The sequence below is a fragment of the Photorhabdus akhurstii genome (assembly GCF_019090985.1).
GTDB classification, from domain to species: Bacteria; Pseudomonadota; Gammaproteobacteria; order Enterobacterales; family Enterobacteriaceae; genus Photorhabdus; species Photorhabdus akhurstii.
In genome coordinates, this window is record NZ_CP020335.1 from 2421476 (window position 1) to 2439469 (window position 17994).

A 17994-nucleotide genomic window follows, 5' to 3' on the forward strand; every position below is an offset into this window, starting at 1 on the left:
ATAACAGAATTAATTACAATTTTTAATTGTTATTGTCAGAAAGTTAAATAATTAATTATGCATTCACCACATGTATTGATTATGACTAGATTAAATTAGCTATATTGGATATTTTTACGCATGATGTTTTTTATTTAATTTTTGGATGTAATTTAACCAATGCATTGATATCGCTGAAATATTAGATTAATAATTTGACAGATATAAGAACTCATCCTACTATTTAGGATGACTCATAGAATTAGATGGATTAAATGAGTTGAAAATAGGTAAGCTAAAAATATATGCGTTAAAAGTACATGTATTTAGAAATATATAAGTTAAAAATGTTTTCTTGTTTAGATAATATTTATTCTGAATGCTTTATTTAAAGTAGGGTTTACTGTTGGAAAATAACTTTTAGATAAGGTAGGAATGTTTGAATGCATAAATATAACAGCAAGATACTTATTATTGGTTCATCAAGTGAAATTGGGAATGCAATTTGCCGACATGCGGTTGCCAGCGGCTATGAAGTATTAGGTACTTCACGTAAACCGTGTAGTGAAGAAATTTATTTAGATGTTATGTCGGATAACAGTGTTAGAGAAGCCATTGGCATTGCAGTTGACAAGATGAAATGTATTGACGCAGTTATCTATACGCCGGCAATGTCATTGGATGGTTTATTGCATGCTCAGGATATTGAGGGTTGGCATGATGTTTTTAATGTCAACTTGTTTGGCGCAGCAAGAGTAGCAAAATATTTGCTGCCCCATTTTATGAAGAATCGTAATGGCGTGATGCAATTTATTTCTTCTACAGCGAGTTTACGTGGAGAGACAGGCGCCACCGCTTATTCTTGTTCGAAAGCAGCCATGAATGCATTGGTAAAAAACATCTCTAATGACTACGGCCGTTTTAATGTTAGGGCTTACACTGTAATGCCGGGATATGTTGATGGTGGTATGTTGCGGCATATTTCTCCAGAAAAGAAAATGGAATTCGCCAGAAGCACCGCATTAAAACGAATGGCAGATGTTGATGAAATTGCCAGTTTTTGTGTGGGGACATTGAGTACATCAACCTATATCACAGGAACATCTCTTTGCATTGATGGGGGATTAAGTGGTTAATAACAATATCATAAATCGTGATCTACAATCATGTTTTCATCAATTAGCTAGAATATCGGGCTGGATTTATGATAAATGTATTTCTTCACCTAGCCCAATGTTGCCAATCGCTTTAATGAGAAAAGGTTATTGGTTATTATTCCAATTTTGGTTACGCTATTTGGAATAGGAGCCGAAACTGAATTATCAGATATCTCTGTTTTTATATCGTTTATGAATTATTTTCCTGGGTAAATGAGAACCTACCCCAGCAGGCATAATTGTTGCAGGCCGTTAGTTGGAGTGCGTCTTTTGATGTATGTATGGGGAAAGAGATTCAGGAGAAATTTATATACTTGATATAAATAGATCTTTAAACCATTAGATTTGAATAAACATCATTGGGGATGTGATATGGATAATATTGACATGGTTAATGAAGAATTAGCGAGTATTTTGGTGAATGTTGCTGAGTTAGACTCCGATTTTAAAATAACATCGAATAAAGTGTTGAAAAGTGATCTCGGCATTGACTCATTAAAGTTAATTGATGTCATTTTGTCAGTTGAGCGAACCTTTGGCAAAGAGATTTCGGAAGATGCGCTTGCCCGTATTCAAACTGTAGGTGAGTTATGGGAGGAAATAAAAAATAACCTGCAATGATCGGGTTGACTTAACCAATAATCAAAAACTCTCTATTTTTCAAATAATAAGTTGAGGGAAAATGTTGACTTTTAACGTGGAAAATTTAGCTATTTATCCGAAGATATTTCGGAGTGAGAGAAAGGGGGAATTTTCTCTTCCCGCTGATATTTCTGAATTTGTAAGCAATAAAGGTGATCGTTTTCGTGACGACTTTAGCCGCGTTTGTACCTACTTGGCGAATCAGTTTATTGCAGAAGATAGACATGCAGAAAATGAATCGGTGATAGTGGGGACAGAATACGGCAACCTTGAAGCGATGCTTCGTTTTCAGCGGCAGGTCATGAACAATGATAAAACGGTATCGGCTCAACAATTCCCTTATGCCACCACCAGTTCAGCTTCAACCTTTATTAACATTGACAAGAAAGTGACGGGAGGAAACTGTACATTAAATGCAGGCAGTAAAAACCCGGTAATGGTATTCATGCAGGCATTGCTTAATTTGCATAATAGATCAGCAGGCGCCAGCTACCTCTTTTGCGGTGATGTTTATTGCACAGAAGCACTTGATGATATACGAAAGAAAATCAGCAATCAGAAGTCAATATCTTCTGGTGTGATGTGTGCAACGCTATTGAGTGGAAAACAATTTGCGGCAGATTTTTTCTTCGGGTTAACAGTGGGAGAGATAAAAAAACGGTGTGATGCTTTATCACCGGATACCAAGATATTTATATACAATACGTTGGATCAGAATGACGCATTAATTCATGTTGTTGAAGATAATAATGCAATTGAATATCAAGAATATAACAGCGCTTTTCTGTTTCATGAGTTTATGGGGGCGATTAAGCTCAGTCAAAAAGGAGATGCGGCTGTATTTATTGTAATCGATAACATGAATGTTTCAGGCGTAAGGGTTATACACAATGATGATTAATCGTATTAACCATGTCTTTTCACCTCAAGATGAAATATTCAAATATCATTTTCCCGGTAATCCTGTTGTTCCAGGGATCTTGCCCGTCGCCGCTTTTTGTAAAGAGATGGCTGATGCATCTGCCGATTTTATCAGTTTAAGAAATCTATTTTTTCATCAATTTATACGTCCTGATGAAAATATCCAATATCGCCAAGAGGAAAATAAAATTTCTGCAATGGTATCGGAACAACGCTGTTTTTCTTTTCTCCTGAATTATTCTGGCAAAGATGCAAAAGGTGAAAGTAAAAAAATTTTTTACGCATCTTCTCTATTATCACCCTCATTGCGTGAACCCGAATTTTGGTTTTTGCCGAAAATAGTCTATGTTAATGATGGATTAAACAGAGCGAATTGCAGCCTGGATATGAAATCATTGCGCGGTGAAGCGGCTTATTTGCAAAAATATCATTATTTCCCTTTGATTATTCTGGTCGAGGCAATGGGGAATTTAGCATTAATTTTGCAGCGTCAGCAACAGAGTATTTCAACAGCAGGCGATTATGTTTTTGCCAAATTTGGTGAGTTGGCCTTCGATCCTGATATCGAACATATTAACTCTCCTGTGTTTATTGAGACTAAAGTAACCCGATTTGGCTCAATAATGTGTTGGGATGCCAGGGCATATCGTGAAGGGGAAAAATTACTTTGGATAACTGACGCAGTATCAATTAAGAAGAAGGAGAACGATGTTGGATAAAATATATGTTACAGGTCTTGGCGTCGTTACTCCAATTGGTATAGACGTCGAAAGTTATTGGAAAAATTTATGTGCCGGCGAGTCAAATTTTACTCGACTGGAACCGATTTATCCTTCTTTGAAGCCAAATTTTATTGCTGGAAGAATTTCGGCTGAGCGGCGTCTGGATATAAAAGCCAGGGCGCCGAAATGTACCGGCCCACAGGTCCCTGATTCTTCTCTATATGCTGTCGATGCCGCACTTCAAGCGATAGCGGACGCAGGATTGCAGCCAGGGTGTGCTGAATTGCGCAATGCCTTGGTGTGTGTGGGTAATAATGAGGCTGAGGCGGATATTCTTGATCAATTAGTTGAAGGTGTGCCGGTAAATTGGCGTTCGAATATCTATTCGAGTCACGCCGTTTCCGATAATGTTGCTCGTGCAATTGGTTCATTCGGGCCTTCCATGACGATACATAATACTTGTGCGTCAGCAAATATTGCGCTTGAAACAGCACTACGCATGATGAATGCCGGCATTGTCTCAACATCCGTCATTGGAGGCGGAGACGCTTTTTCAAAAAAGGTGTGGTCAGGTTTTTACATGCTTAATGCATTAGGTGCGGAACAGTGCCGTCCATTTTCGAAATTAAGGCGCTTTATTACGATATCTGAGGGCGCCGCTTTTTTGGTGTTGCAGAATAGAAAACACGTTGGTGAATATCAATCGCCTTATGCTGAATTGATTGCTACTGCCAGCAATAATGACGCATTACATCCGACCAATCCTGATATTAACAGTGTCACTCAATGCCATAAAAAACTATTAAATTCGGCAGGCGTGGAAGCCAAAGATATAGGCGGCATATATGCACACGGTACAGGGACTAAGGCTAATGACGCTGTAGAAGCATCGATATTCTCTGAATATTTTCCGAATTCGGTGGTTTCAGCAATTAAAGGCACTATCGGACATATGATGGCGACAGCGGGAGCAATTGGCGCAGTTAGTGCTTGCTTATCGTTGAGGGACCAAATTATGCCGCCGACAAATATCTTACCGGAGGATTTTGAATATCAATTTAATTTAATCACTCGTCAAATGGAAATGAAGAATAATTTAAAATATATACAAAATAATGCGTTTGGTTTTGGTGGTAATAATGCCATTACTCTATTTGGCAAGGTGACTTGATTCTTCGTAATGCAAAATGGGCTATTAGTATAAAGCAGCGCATAGTTTAATTTTTATGAAAGAAAAACATACCCTATGGATTTCAAGGTGCATCGCGACGGCAAGGGAGCGAATCCCCGGGAGCATAGATAACTATGTGACCGGGGTGAGTGAGTGCAGCCAACAAAGAGGCAACTTGAAAGATGACGGGTATAATAATTTGGAGGTGAAGAAAATGATTATATTAGGTATCAGCGGCCTTCCCAATTCTCAACATTTTATGCGAGAAAATTACCCAGGCGTAGGTAAATTAGACGAGCGTATTTGCCAGGGAGTCGATAGTGCGGCCTGTGTGATGGTTAATGGAAAGATTGTTGCCGCGGCTGCGGAAGAGCGATTTACCGGAGAAAAAGGAACAGGCCGATTTCCTGCTAATGCCATTAATTACTGTTTAGCGGAAGCGGGTCTTACGCAAGATGATATACAGGTTATTGCCCACGGTTTTAATTATGATAAGTATCGCCGTTTTTTCATGTCGAATCAGAAAATGTTTGAAGAGGTTTTTAGTGGAAAAACTGTGATTAATGCACTGGCCTCAGAGGGGTGGCAGAATATTGAATCACGTTTTCAGGGGGTAGATCACCATCTGGCTCATGCGGCGTCAGCCTTTTATCCCAGCGGCTTCCCGTCTGCACTATGCGTCATTTCAGACGGTATGGGCGAAATAGAATCCCTAAGTGTTTATCTTGCTAAAGACCAGCAATTCCAGAAATTGTACAGTCAGCCAATTAGCTCTTCATTAGGAATATTTTATTCTATCTGTACTCGGTTCCTTGGTTTTGTATTTAATAGTGATGAATATAAAGTCATGGGACTTGCTGCGTATGGTAATCCTGAGCGATACCGCGATATCTTCAATAAATTGGCTCAATTCGATGCAGAGAGTGGAACGATACAGATAAACTGGTTACCGCAAGCATTTGACAATTCGGAATATGGTTTTCCCGGTGCAATCGCACAACTGAGCGATATGTTTGGTTTGACGACGAGAAATGAAGATGACCCTCTGCTGGATGTTCATCAGGATTTTGCTGCCGGATTACAGGAGAAATTTACACTGTTGTTGAAACAGTTAGTGACCTATTGGCTGCGAAAAACCGGTGAAACATCACTCTGCCTTGCCGGGGGATCGTTCTTAAACTGCAAAGCAAACCAAGCTCTTTGTCAGCTTGATGGTGTAGAAAACGTCTTTGTTCAACCGGCATCGGGTGATGATGGTTCGGCTTTAGGCGCTGCGCTTTTTGTGGCTGGTGGATACCACAATGGCGCAGATCCTTACTTTAATCCTTATCTTGGTCCTCGTTTCTCCACCGATGAAGTCCGTAATGTATTATTCCGGCATGGCGGCAATGCGGGCATGAAATGGCGTTATTTGGGGCTGAATGATGATTATTTTGCTTCTGCGGCTCAAGATATCGCAGAAGATAAAATCATTGCCTGGTTCCATGATCGAATGGAATTTGGCCCAAGGGCGCTTGGCAACCGTTCAATTTTAGCTCTGCCGGCAGGTGAAAAAATAAAGGATAGAATTAATAGCACCGTGAAATTCCGTGAGGCTTTCCGTCCATTTGCCCCGGCAATTTTGGATGAGGATTGCGACACTATTTTTGAGACACGCAATTTAACGCCAACTCGATATATGCTTTGCACCGCTAAAGTAAAACCAGAAATGATGAAGCCGGTGTCAGGTATTGTCCATGCTGATGGAACGGCGCGTATTCAGCTTGTTGAACGTACTATTAACATAACTTTTTGGCGATTATTGAAAGAGGTGCAAAAAATAACGGGTTATGGCTGTTTGGTGAATACTTCATTTAACGTTAGGGGGCAGCCGCTTATTATGTCACCGGAGATTGCAGTAGAGACATTTTTGAAAACCTCACTGGATAAGCTTTATATTGAGGGGTTTGTCGTATGGAAAGAATAACCTTGATGGCGTCCTGATTGAGATGTCAGTTAACTGATTTTGGCATCAAATGTGTTTCTTTATCATCTTAGAAAAATGTCTGGAGATGATATTTGATGATATAGAAACACATCCTTTTGCAAAATAGAGATTGTCTGCTGGGCAGCATAACGTAACTATCGATCAGCAAAGGTAATATAAAAATATGATAAAAGAACTTCAACAGCGTAAGCTGCTATCAATTGTGCAATCGCAGAATGGCCTTATCGGGTACCGGTTTTCTGACAGTTTATATGCTGCTGCTGAACTCCTTGATAAGGCACTTTTACAAGTTTTAAGTAAGGGAATATCTGTTACCTCACACACATGCACCACATTGTTACCTCGATCCACGTTAGAGCGTATCAGTTTCTTTGATAAATTGCCTAGCAATCCATTGCATGTTTATCCCCATTTAACTCACGATGCCATGAGTGAAAATAGCGGGGATGCATGGGTATTGAGTCCATCGACTTGCTATCATACCTTTGCTCATTTAGCAGAGAGTACCCATGATTGGGAACTGAAATATTTTACGGCTAAAGGGCAATGTCATCGATATGAACCGGCTAAAGATGAGCCGACCCGTATGGGGAATTTTACCATGCGTGAATTAATATTGGTGGGGCTACAGGAAAAAGTAGAAACACATTGTGAAATGATATTTGGGCAAGCTGTTAAATTCTTACGCTTACTGTTTCCTTCTCTTTCGGTAGAAAAAGCCAGTGATGTATTTTATGGAGAACATTCTAAAGTTACTCGTAAAGTACAATTATCAATGGGCGTCAAGTGTGAAATACTTATTCCTTGGTTTGATAAATATAATGTTAGCGTTGGTTCACGAAATTTACACCGAGATTTATTTACCACCAACTTCAATATTGTCAGTCGTATCAGTGATAGTTCTATGCATTCCGCTTGTATTGCGTTTGGGATGGAGAGATTACTTTTGGCGCTGTTAGCACATACTTTGAATTATGAACCTGACTTACTCGTCGAAAATATAGCACAAGCAGCCGCAATAATATTGGAGGAAAAATAATAGTGATTACAGGGCGTAATATATTTGGTCCGCTATTCATAAATTAATCCATTGTATCGAGGTGATAAAATGCTCATGGAAAATGTGATGGATAAATCATGCGCAAATGTCGCGATAAATTGTTTTACCGGTAGCTTGACAAGATTACTTAATTTACAGGGTAAAGAGATTTTTGAGGCAGAGATCTTTGAAGCTGGCAATGGTTATCTATTTCGTAGTGGTTATGATGCACTGAATATGCCTGAATATACTTGTTCGATTGAAACTGTTGGGCTAACTGGCACAGCGAATTTGGGCGCAGATATAGTTTTACTACCGATAGATTACGCCCATTGGCGTCGTCAATTATATGAATTATTACGTCATAGGAAAGGCGTCGTTGCTTGGGTTAATTCGGCGCATTTATCTTATTCTGAGGCTTACGCCAATAAACCAGAATATCTCCATGCCGTGCTGATCAGCGCTATTGCAGATGATTATTCACAAGTGCGTATCTTCGATTCTTTAGTAGTTGATCGGGAATCCTATGCTTGTGAGGCATGGATGTCATCTGAGCAATTTTATTTAGCGCTTTCTGATAAAGTGCCCAATGAAACTTATGATCATATGGGTAATTTTTATATTATTGATTCACTGAAAGATCAGGAGTCTATGCCGGTAAGGGAATTACTGACGCGTCAGGCCGAATTATTTAATACCTTGCCTGAATATTATGACGCATTGAAAAATTATGGCAAATTATGTCTGAATGCATTTCAGCAGTCAGAGGAGGAAGCTTGTCGGGCGGCTAAAAGATTGTTTGATCATATTAGCGTATTGTATGTGATTCCTAATTTGAACCTGTTAAAACACTCTTTAATCAGAGCTGATATTGCGCCTTCTCTGATTGAACAGTGCACGGAATTGATTGATCACTGGAAAGCTTTATCTATTTTAGCGTTGAAGTTTGAAGCCACATTATCACCGCAAGTATTGGAAAAAATAGCAGGGCGTTTTGATCATATTGAGCAAATAACTAACATGATGTGGGAAGAGTTATATCGGTATAAAGGTTAAGTTTGAATCTCTTATATCAGTGTTAGGGGATACTGTTAATTAATAATTACGTTGAATAAGTGATGGGGATTTGGTAACGATATATCAACGTACTATCATGATATGGAATTGATATACATTACTTTGACATGGTTCGGAGAACACACGATGCACAATACCCAAAATACCCAAGGAAAAACCCCAGCCAGTTTCCTGATCCGTTTACGTAATAAGGATACGCCCACTGAGATCAGCGCCGGAACGCTCGATGAACTGGTTAAAGTCACTGGTATGAGTAAAACTGAGATCGCACACCTTGCTTTGCGCAACTTTGCAGACCGGTACCTATCGCACTATGAGAAAGATGACGGACTATTGAGCGATGGGCAAATCTGTACCATCCGTGAGGCGAGCGCAGCTAGCGACATCGCAGATGATAATTTTACTCAACGCCTTGTTCTGATCGAGAGGCAACGGCTTTAATTGAAGGGGCATAGACCCTCCATCGTAGGTGTATACAAATAAAAAGCTCAGGTATTTTAAACTTGAGCTCTTCTTCTAGAAATCTGGTGGTGAAGAGTGGCATTGCCATTCAATGTATTCTGTTGGTATTTGAAAAATAGCATAAAACATTTTGAGAGCATAATCAGGCTAATAATTTGCATGAGTATTATCACGCATAAAATAATAGTGACTCTTTTAATTTAAATTTTTCATTAACAAATCTTGTTGATATGAAAATTTTCCTTTGCTATTTTAACAAGTATTAAAGCTAAGGTAGATATTATATTGACGATCCGTTCAGTCACATTAACAGATTTGAGTAGAAAATTCAGAGTATTATCATATTCTGACGAAAGTTACAGGTCAGGTGTCCCGTAATCAGAATCTGATTTTCTGTATATTTTATTACTTACATCGTCGTAACATAAAAATATAAAAAACAAGTATTGGTACGACCAGTTTGCAAGATGATTAAACAACAACTTAAGTTGAAATAACCCCATTAAATGGATGGCAAATATGAGTAAAAAAATTTCATTCATTATTAACGGCCAAGTCGAAATCTTTCCCGAAAGTGATGATTCAGTGCAATCCATTAATTTTGGTGATAATAGTGTTTACCTGCCAATATTGAATAATTCTCAAGTAAAAAACATTATTGATTATAATGAAAATAATGAATTACGGTTGCATAACATTATCACTTTTCTCTATACGGTAGGACAAAGATGGAAAAATGAAGAATATGCAAGACGCAGGACATACATTCGTGACCTAAAAAAATATATGGGATATTCAGAAGCAATGGCTAAGTTAGAGGCTAACTGGATAGCTATGATCTTGTGCTCTAAAGGCGGTCTTTATGATGTTGTAAACAATGAACTTGGTTCTCGTCATATTATGGATGAATGGCTACCTCAGGATGAAAGTTATATTAAGGCTTTTCCGAAAGGTAAGTCTGTACATTTACTAGCAGGTAATGTCCCATTATCTGGGATTATGTCTATATTGCGTGCCATTTTAACCAAGAATCAATGCATTATAAAAACCTCGTCAGCCGATCCTTTTACAGCCAGTGCATTAGCGTTGAGTTTTATCGATGTGGACCCTAATCATCCAATAACGCGCTCTTTGTCTGTTGTATATTGGCAACATCAAGGTGATACATCACTCGCGAAAGAAATTATGCAACATGCGGACGTTATTGTTGCTTGGGGAGGGGAAGAAGCAATTAATTGGGCTGTAGAGCATGCGCCACCCTATATTGATGTGATTAAATTTGGTCATAAAAAGAGTTTTTGCATTATTGATAATCCTGATGATTTAACGTCTGCCGCGACAGGTGCGGCTCATGATGTCTGTTTTTACGATCAACAAGCTTGTTTTTCTGCCCAAAACATATATTACATGGGAAATCATTATGAGGAATTTAAGCTAGCGTTGATAGAAAAACTTAATCTATATGCGCGTATATTACCAAACGCCAAAAAAGATTTTGATGAAAAGGCGGCCTATTCCTTAGTTCAAAAAGAAAGCTTGTTTGCTGGATTAAAAGTAGAGGCTGGTGCTCATCAGCGCTGGATGATTATTGAATCGAATGCGGGGGTGGAACTTAATCAACCACTTGGCAGATGTGTGTATCTTCATCATGTCGATAATATTGAGCAAATATTACCTTATGTTCAAAAAAATAAGACGCAAACCGTCTCTATTTTTCCCTGGGAGTCATCATTTAAATATCGGGATGCATTAGCATTAAAAGGTGCGGAAAGAATTGTAGAAGCAGGAATGAGTAACATATTTCGAGTTGGTGGTTCTCATGACGGAATGAGGCCATTACAACGATTAGTGACATATATTTCTCATGAAAGACCTGCTAACTATACGGCTAAGGATGTTGCGGTTGAAATAGAACAGACTCGATTCCTGGAAGAAGATAAGTTCCTTGTATTTGTCCCTTAATAGGTAAAAAAATATGGAAAATGAAGCCAGATATAAAACCATCGACCATGTGATTTGCGTTGAAGGAAATAAAAAAATTCATGTCTGGGAAACGCTGCCAGAAGAAAATAGCCCAAAGAGAAAGAATACCATTATTATTGCGTCTGGCTTTGCCCGAAGGATGGATCATTTTGCTGGTCTGGCGGAATATTTATCGCGGAATGGGTTTCATGTAATCCGCTATGATTCACTTCACCATGTTGGATTGAGTTCAGGGACAATAGATGAATTTACCATGTCTATAGGAAAACAGAGCCTGTTAGCCGTGGTTGATTGGTTAAATGCACGAAAAATAACTCACCGTGGTATTTTGGCTTCCAGCTTATCCGCAAGGATAGTTTACGCAAGCCTATCTGAAATCAATGTTTCGTTTTTAATTACTGCGGTTGGAGTTGTTAACTTACGATATACTCTCGAAAGAGCGTTAGGGTTTGATTATCTCAGTTTACCTATTGATGAATTGCCGAATAATCTGGATTTTGAAGGCCATAAATTGGGTGCTGAAGTCTTTGCGAGAGATTGCCTTGATTTTGGTTGGGAGGATTTAACTTCTACAATCAATAGCATGAGGTCTCTGGATATACCGTTTATTGCTTTTACTGCAAATAATGACAATTGGGTAAAGCAAGATGAAGTCATCACATTGTTATCAAATATTCGTAATAATCGATGCAAGATATATTCTCTGCTAGGAAGCTCACATGATTTGGGTGAGAACTTAGTAGTCTTGCGTAATTTTTATCAATCGGTTACGAAAGCCGCTATCGCGATGGATAAGGGTAGTTTGGATATTGATATTAATATCACTGAACCATCATTTGAACATTTAACTATTGCGACAGTCAATGAACGCCGAATGAAAATTGAGATTGAGAATCAAACGATTTCGCTATCTTAACGCTATCGCTCGGATAGAAATATAAGGATTCCCTATGAAATTTGGCAATTTTTTACTTACCTACCAACCGCCCCAATTTTCTCAAACAGAGGTAATGCAGCGTTTGGTTAAATTAGGCCGCGTCTCTGAGGAGTGCGGTTTTGATACTGTATGGTTACTTGAGCATCATTTCACGGAGTTTGGTTTGCTTGGTAACCCTTATGTCGCTGCTGCGCATTTACTGGGCGCGACCAAAAAATTGAATGTAGGGACTGCGGCTATTGTTCTTCCTACAGCCCATCCAGTACGTCAACTTGAAGATGTGAATTTATTGGATCAAATGTCAAAAGGGCGATTCAGGTTTGGTATTTGTCGGGGGCTTTACAACAAAGACTTTCGTGTATTTGGCGTAGATATGGATAACACTCGCGCCTTAACGGAGTGCTGGTATGGGTTGATAAAGAACGGAATGACGGAAGGATATGTAGAAGCTGACAATGAACATATCAAGTTCCATAAGGTAAAAGTAAACCCGACCGCATATAGTAAAAGTGGAACGCCTGTTTATGTGGTGGCTGAATCAGCCTCGACCACTGAATGGGCCGCTCAACACGGTTTGCCGATGATCTTAAGTTGGATCATAAATACTAACGAAAAGATAGCTCAAATGGAGCTTTATAATGAGGTGGCTCAAGAACATGGGCACGATATTCATAATATCGACCATTGTTTATCATATATAACATCTGTAGATCATGACTCAATTAAGGCGAAAGAAATTTGCCGGAATTTCCTGGGGCATTGGTATGATTCCTATGTGAATGCCACGACCATTTTTGACGATTCAGATAAAACAAAAGGTTATGATTTCAATAAGGGGCAGTGGCGTGACTTTGTATTAAAAGGACATAAAGATACTAACCGCCGCATTGATTACAGTTATGAAATTAATCCTGTAGGAACCCCGAAGGAGTGCATTGACATCATCCAAACAGACATTGACGCCACGGGAATATCAAATATTTGTTGTGGGTTTGAAGCTAATGGAACAGTAGGCGAAATTATTGCTTCCATGAAGCTTTTCCAGTCTGATGTCATGCCGTTTCTTAAAGAAAAACAACGTTCGCTATTATAATTAGCTAAGGAAAATAAAATGAAATTTGGATTGTTCTTCCTTAACTTCATCAATTCAACAACTGTTCAAGAGCAAAGTTTAGCTCGCATGCAGGAAATAACCGAATATGTTGATAAGTTGAATTTTAAACAGATTTTGGTATATGAAAATCATTTTTCAGCTAATGGTATTGTCGGTGCTCCTTTAACTGTTTCTGGTTTTTTGCTCGGTCTAACAGAAAAAATTAAAATTGGTTCATTGAATCATATCATTACAACTCATCACCCTGTCCGAATAGCGGAGGAAGCTGGCTTATTAGATCAGTTGAGTGAAGGGAGATTTGTTTTAGGATTTAGTGATTGCGAAAAGAAAGATGAAATGCATTTTTTTAATCGCCCAGATAAATATCAACAGCAATTATTTGAAGAGTGTTATGAAATTATTAACGATGCTTTAACAACGGGTTATTGTAATCCAGATAACGACTTTTATAGTTTCCCTAAAATATCAGTCAACCCCCATGCTTATACGCCCGGCGGGCCTAAGCAATATGTAACAGCAACGAGTCATCATGTTGTTGAATGGGCGGCCAAAAAAGGCATTCCCCTCATCTTTAAGTGGGATGATTCTAATGATATTAGACATGAATATGCTGAGAGGTATAAAGCCATTGCTGATAAACATGGTGTTGACTTATCAGAGATAGACCATCAGTTAATGATCTTGGTTAACTATAACGAAGATAGTAAGAAAGCCAAAGAGGAGACACGTGCATTTATCCGTGATTATGTTCTTGAAATGCATCCGAATGAAAATTTGGAAAAGAAACTTGAAGAAATAATTACAGAAAACGCTGTCGGAGATTATACGGAATGTATAACTGCGGCTAAGTTGGCAATTGAAAAGTGCGGAGCAAAAGATGTATTGCTATCCTTTGAACCAATCAGTGACTTGATGCGCCAAAAAGAGGTAATCGATATTGTAGATGATAATATTAAGAAGTATCACATGGAATAATAAGTACTATATGGAATAAGAAGTGCCACATGGAATAAAGAGTATGACAGCAGTGCTGCCATACTTTCTAATATTATCTGGAGAGGTGAAACAGGTATGACTTCATATGTTGATAAACAAGAAATTACAGCAAGCTCAGAAATTGATGATTTGATTTTTTCGAGCGATCCATTGGCTTGGTCTTATGATGAACAAGAAGAAATCAGAAACAAACTTGTGCTTGATGCGTTTCGTCATCACTACAAACATTGTCGAGAATATCGTCACTACTGTCAGGCACACAAAGTCGATGACAATATTACGGAAATTGATGACATACCTGTATTCCCAACGTCAGTTTTTAAGTTTACTCGTTTATTAACGTCTCAGGAAAACGAGATCGAAAGTTGGTTTACCAGTAGCGGCACGAATGGTTTAAAAAGTCAGGTAGCACGTGACAGATTAAGTATTGAGAGACTTTTAGGCTCTGTGAGTTATGGCATGAAATATGTTGGTAGTTGGTTTGATCATCAAATGGAGTTGGTCAACTTGGGGCCAGATAGATTTAATGCTCATAACATTTGGTTTAAATATGTTATGAGCTTGGTGGAATTGTTATATCCTACGACATTCACCGTAACAGAAGAGCGAATAGATTTTGTTAAAACACTGAATAGTCTTAAGCGAATAAAAGATCAAGGGAAAGATATTTGTCTTATCGGTTCGCCATATTTTATTTATTTGCTCTGCCATTATATGAAAGATAAAAATATCTCATTTTCTGGAGATAAAAACCTTTATATCATAACGGGGGGCGGCTGGAAAAGTTACGAAAAAGAATCCCTGAAACGCGATGACTTTAATCATCTTTTATTCGATACTTTCAGCCTCAGTGATATTAGTCAGATCCGCGATATATTTAATCAAGTTGAACTCAACACTTGTTTCTTTGAAGATGAGATGCAACGTAAACATGTTCCGCCGTGGGTATATGCGCGAGCGCTTGATCCTGAAACGTTGAAACCTGTACCTGATGGAACGCCGGGTCTGATGAGTTATATGGATGCGTCATCAACGAGTTATCCTGCATTTATTGTCACCGATGATGTTGGAATAATTAGCAGAGAATATGGTGACTATCCCGGCGTACTCGTTGAAATTTTACGTCGTGTTAATACGAGGACGCAAAAGGGGTGTGCTTTAAGCTTAACCGAAGCATTTGATAGTTGATATACCCTATGGATTTCAAGATGCATTGCGATGGCAAGGTAGCGAATCCCCGGGAGCATAGCGAAAAAATTCTCCAAAACATCCACATTTGGAGACTTGATAGAGGTTTGTGGGGTTGGCTTAACACTGTTCTCATTGTTATCATTGCGTTAAGCAAAAGGAGATAATATGAAAAAATTGGCAGTTATGCTTGCATTGGGAATGATGAGCTTTGGTGCAATGGCAGTTGATGGGTATAAAGATGCAAAGTTTGGCATGACAGAAGAAGAATTTCTTTCGAAGAGGTTATGTGATTTTGAAAAATTTGAGGGAAGCCCTCAAATAGAAGAAGTATCACTTTATTCATGTTCTGACTTTTCGTTTGCTAACAGAAAGCAGGAAGCAATGGCATTTTTTTTAAATGGAAAATTTAAAAGATTAGAGATTGATATTGGCCGCCTCGTGAAGCCAGTAAGCAAATCGTTAGAGAAAAAGTATGGAAATGAATCATCGTATCCATCAAAAGAAGAGTTTGAAAATGCGCTCAAATACAATGGAACTATGTCTGTAGGTTATGATAATAATACGGTATTAGTTGATATACATATAATGTGTAGCAAAGAAGGCATAGAAACCAGTCGACTGATTTATACGAGTCCAGATGTTCATACGATCCCAGATTTCGAGAATAAAATCCAGGAATTAAGGGGATTAAAGGAGTTCCAAGAATTACTGGAATTAGATCGTGAAAAACTGGATGAAGATGTTTGAGACGACAATAGCCACCTTCGGGTGGTTTTTTATATAAGCAAAAAGCACGGATATTTATGAACTAACCCCAAACACTGGATAGAAATGACAACACGGTGGCCACCAATTATCAAAAAGCAGATTAATTCTCCGGCAGGGAAACTTGATCAGGTTCCCAATAATTCAGAAGAAAAAATAGCTGATTTAGAAATAAAGTATGATAGGTAGAAAACAGCGTCTTATCACCCAGTTCTAAATGGATAAACTTTACAGGTACAGTGGATAATCATATTCTACAGAAAGTGATAGTTTAACAGGTGGAACGAAACCGTACGTGAACCGAAGTTTCTATACAGCTCACTAATAAATTACGGGAGTTATAATGACCACAAGGTTTGATATAGAACACGGAAGACTGGTTTACACAGAGAAATTGGGATGGGTCGATTTGGGACATGCTAAAGGTGATGACGCAAGAAAATTAATGGCTGCTATAAATGCAGGTGATGATACTAAAGAGTCATATTTTACTATTAGATATGTCCAATATATGGGGAAGGGGCGTAAATATGGGACATCTAAAATAACAAGATGGAAAGTCAGGAGGGGTTTGTCTTTACATGGTAAGAAGAGAGCTGCTCTTACTATTATGATGTATACAACTCATTTATTTGAATCCTACCAAGACTCTTTTCCTTTTAATTGGGTTACGGATAGTGGTTATAGTGGTGAAGATTTAATCTCTAATTTACTTGGTTTTTATCGGGCTGTAAATGGCATTGATTATTTATCTCAGTTAGGCGTAGTAAGTAAAGAGGAAGCATTTAAGCGATGGGATTACTATGGACCGATAGGTAAATATAAAAATAAAATTTTTAAGCCATTATTGTTTCCTAATCCTGAAAAATATCCAAATAATGCAAGACCTTATTATACGTCTCTACCTGGTTTTTTAAATACTATATCACCCATCAGTGATATAAAAACAGGTCATGATATCATACATATTAGCGAAAAGACCGGGGTTAATTTAGGTGTGGAATATGCTGGGATTTCGATTGAGTAGTTTTATCCGTATGATTGTTGTTATATCCGTCCTCATTGGATGTGCTTTGGTTTTCATTATGTCGCTTGCAAATGTTAACTTGTCATATACGAAAGAAAATTTTATTTATTATAATATGTTTACATTTGATGAAATTAAGAGTATTCCCTTAATTTCAAATGATTATGTCATATACTATGATTCACCTGATGGAACGTCAACAACGATTAATAAAATTGTTTTTTCAAATGTGAATTTGAATAGTAAATCAGAGTTGATAAAATATGTTGAAAGTATGGGTTTTGAAAAATATTTTGACGAATACTGGCGTGATGAATATTGGCGTAAAGATAATGTACTCATAAATATAAAACAAAATGATACGAAGCAGACCGTTTTGTTTTTAGTTGAGAAAAATTAAGAATTTTCGGCCTTTCCTGCATCGGGGGTATATGCAAGTAAAAAAGCCCAGGTGGTAAACCTGAGCTCAGGTTGTTGACTTTTAGGTATGAGATAAATGGATAGGTTTAAATAACGGTGTCAGTTTGGAGATATCAACAGTCTTTTCTGCTTTATCAAGGCTATAGGTTTCTTGCAGTTTTAGCCACAATCGTGGAGAGCTACCAAGTACTTTAGACAGTTTTATTGCCATCTCTGGCGTGACTGCTGCTTTGCACGATACTAGACGTTGAGCCGTAGACGGAGCAACATTCAATGCTCGCGCTAGATCACGAATTCCTAAACCTAGTTCTTCCAAAGAGTCAGCAATAATTTCGCCTGGGTGAGGTGGGTTAAACATTTTCATTAATGATAATCCTCATAGTTAACGATGTACGCGTCACCAT

The 17994-nt window shown here is 38.2% G+C and carries 18 protein-coding genes; 17 read left to right on the top strand and 1 reads right to left on the bottom strand.

The window, feature by feature from the left end; all coding sequences use genetic code 11:
• Positions 1-422 precede the first annotated feature (422 nt).
• The 17 genes from B0X70_RS10565 to B0X70_RS10645 all read left to right on the top strand — a co-directional run bounded on the left by B0X70_RS10565 (position 423) and on the right by B0X70_RS10645 (position 17570).
• On the top strand, positions 423-1115 hold the full coding sequence (locus B0X70_RS10565) for an SDR family NAD(P)-dependent oxidoreductase (protein ID WP_036814231.1): 693 nt from the start codon (positions 423-425) through the stop codon (positions 1113-1115).
• Positions 1116-1508: 393 nt separating this feature from the next.
• Positions 1509-1757 carry an acyl carrier protein gene (locus B0X70_RS10570; RefSeq protein WP_046397594.1) on the top strand — a complete coding sequence of 83 codons (249 nt, stop codon included), beginning with the start codon at positions 1509-1511 and terminating at the stop codon, positions 1755-1757.
• 61 nt (positions 1758-1818) lie between these two features.
• Entirely contained in the window at positions 1819-2679 is an 861-nt protein-coding gene (locus B0X70_RS10575) for a hypothetical protein (RefSeq protein WP_046397595.1), read from the top strand.
• Positions 2669-3418: an ApeI family dehydratase gene (locus tag B0X70_RS10580; protein WP_040148960.1), complete on the top strand. Its 750-nt coding sequence runs from the start codon at positions 2669-2671 to the stop codon at positions 3416-3418. The genes B0X70_RS10575 and B0X70_RS10580 overlap by 11 nt, the downstream gene beginning before the upstream one ends.
• Positions 3408-4592 (top strand): beta-ketoacyl synthase N-terminal-like domain-containing protein, encoded by a 1185-nt coding sequence (locus tag B0X70_RS10585; protein WP_217471469.1) that lies wholly within the window; start codon positions 3408-3410, stop codon positions 4590-4592. Before B0X70_RS10580 ends, B0X70_RS10585 begins: the two co-directional genes overlap by 11 nt.
• Positions 4593-4806: 214 nt before the next feature.
• Positions 4807-6558, top strand: a complete 1752-nt coding sequence (locus B0X70_RS10590; RefSeq protein ID WP_217471470.1) for a carbamoyltransferase family protein — start codon at positions 4807-4809, stop codon at positions 6556-6558.
• Between the two features lie 184 nt (positions 6559-6742).
• Positions 6743-7618: a class-II aminoacyl-tRNA synthetase family protein gene (locus B0X70_RS10595; RefSeq protein ID WP_217471471.1), complete on the top strand. Its 876-nt coding sequence runs from the start codon at positions 6743-6745 to the stop codon at positions 7616-7618.
• Between the two features lie 69 nt (positions 7619-7687).
• On the top strand, positions 7688-8674 hold the full coding sequence (locus tag B0X70_RS10600) for a hypothetical protein (RefSeq protein WP_217471472.1): 987 nt from the start codon (positions 7688-7690) through the stop codon (positions 8672-8674).
• Between the two features lie 147 nt (positions 8675-8821).
• Positions 8822-9136 carry a hypothetical protein gene (locus B0X70_RS10605; RefSeq protein ID WP_217471473.1) on the top strand — a complete coding sequence of 105 codons (315 nt, stop codon included), beginning with the start codon at positions 8822-8824 and terminating at the stop codon, positions 9134-9136.
• Positions 9137-9676: 540 nt separating this feature from the next.
• Positions 9677-11119 carry a long-chain-fatty-acyl-CoA reductase LuxC gene (gene luxC, locus B0X70_RS10610; RefSeq protein WP_217471474.1) on the top strand — a complete coding sequence of 481 codons (1443 nt, stop codon included), beginning with the start codon at positions 9677-9679 and terminating at the stop codon, positions 11117-11119.
• A gap of 13 nt (positions 11120-11132) precedes the next feature.
• Positions 11133-12056: an acyl transferase gene (locus tag B0X70_RS10615; protein ID WP_105396704.1), complete on the top strand. Its 924-nt coding sequence runs from the start codon at positions 11133-11135 to the stop codon at positions 12054-12056.
• Positions 12057-12090: 34 nt separating this feature from the next.
• The gene (gene luxA / locus B0X70_RS10620; RefSeq protein WP_217471475.1) at positions 12091-13170 is read left to right on the top strand and encodes a luciferase subunit alpha; all 1080 of its coding nucleotides are present in this window, start codon (positions 12091-12093) and stop codon (positions 13168-13170) included.
• Positions 13171-13188: 18 nt separating this feature from the next.
• Positions 13189-14166, top strand: a complete 978-nt coding sequence (gene luxB, locus B0X70_RS10625; protein ID WP_105398804.1) for a luciferase subunit beta — start codon at positions 13189-13191, stop codon at positions 14164-14166.
• A gap of 96 nt (positions 14167-14262) precedes the next feature.
• Positions 14263-15375: a long-chain-fatty-acid--protein ligase LuxE gene (gene luxE, locus B0X70_RS10630; RefSeq protein WP_217471476.1), complete on the top strand. Its 1113-nt coding sequence runs from the start codon at positions 14263-14265 to the stop codon at positions 15373-15375.
• Between the two features lie 168 nt (positions 15376-15543).
• Complete coding sequence (locus tag B0X70_RS10635; protein ID WP_036814244.1) at positions 15544-16125, top strand: HI_1492 family protein; 582 nt, start codon at positions 15544-15546, stop codon at positions 16123-16125.
• 361 nt (positions 16126-16486) lie between these two features.
• Positions 16487-17170 (top strand): hypothetical protein, encoded by a 684-nt coding sequence (locus tag B0X70_RS10640; RefSeq protein WP_036814245.1) that lies wholly within the window; start codon positions 16487-16489, stop codon positions 17168-17170.
• Positions 17148-17570, top strand: a complete 423-nt coding sequence (locus tag B0X70_RS10645) for a hypothetical protein (protein ID WP_217471477.1) — start codon at positions 17148-17150, stop codon at positions 17568-17570. Before B0X70_RS10640 ends, B0X70_RS10645 begins: the two co-directional genes overlap by 23 nt.
• Positions 17571-17651: 81 nt before the next feature.
• On the opposite strand, the gene B0X70_RS10650 is transcribed toward B0X70_RS10645, so the two are convergent.
• Complete coding sequence (locus B0X70_RS10650) at positions 17652-17954, bottom strand: HigA family addiction module antitoxin (RefSeq protein WP_036814247.1); 303 nt, start codon at positions 17952-17954, stop codon at positions 17652-17654.
• Between the last annotated feature and the right edge of the window lie 40 nt (positions 17955-17994).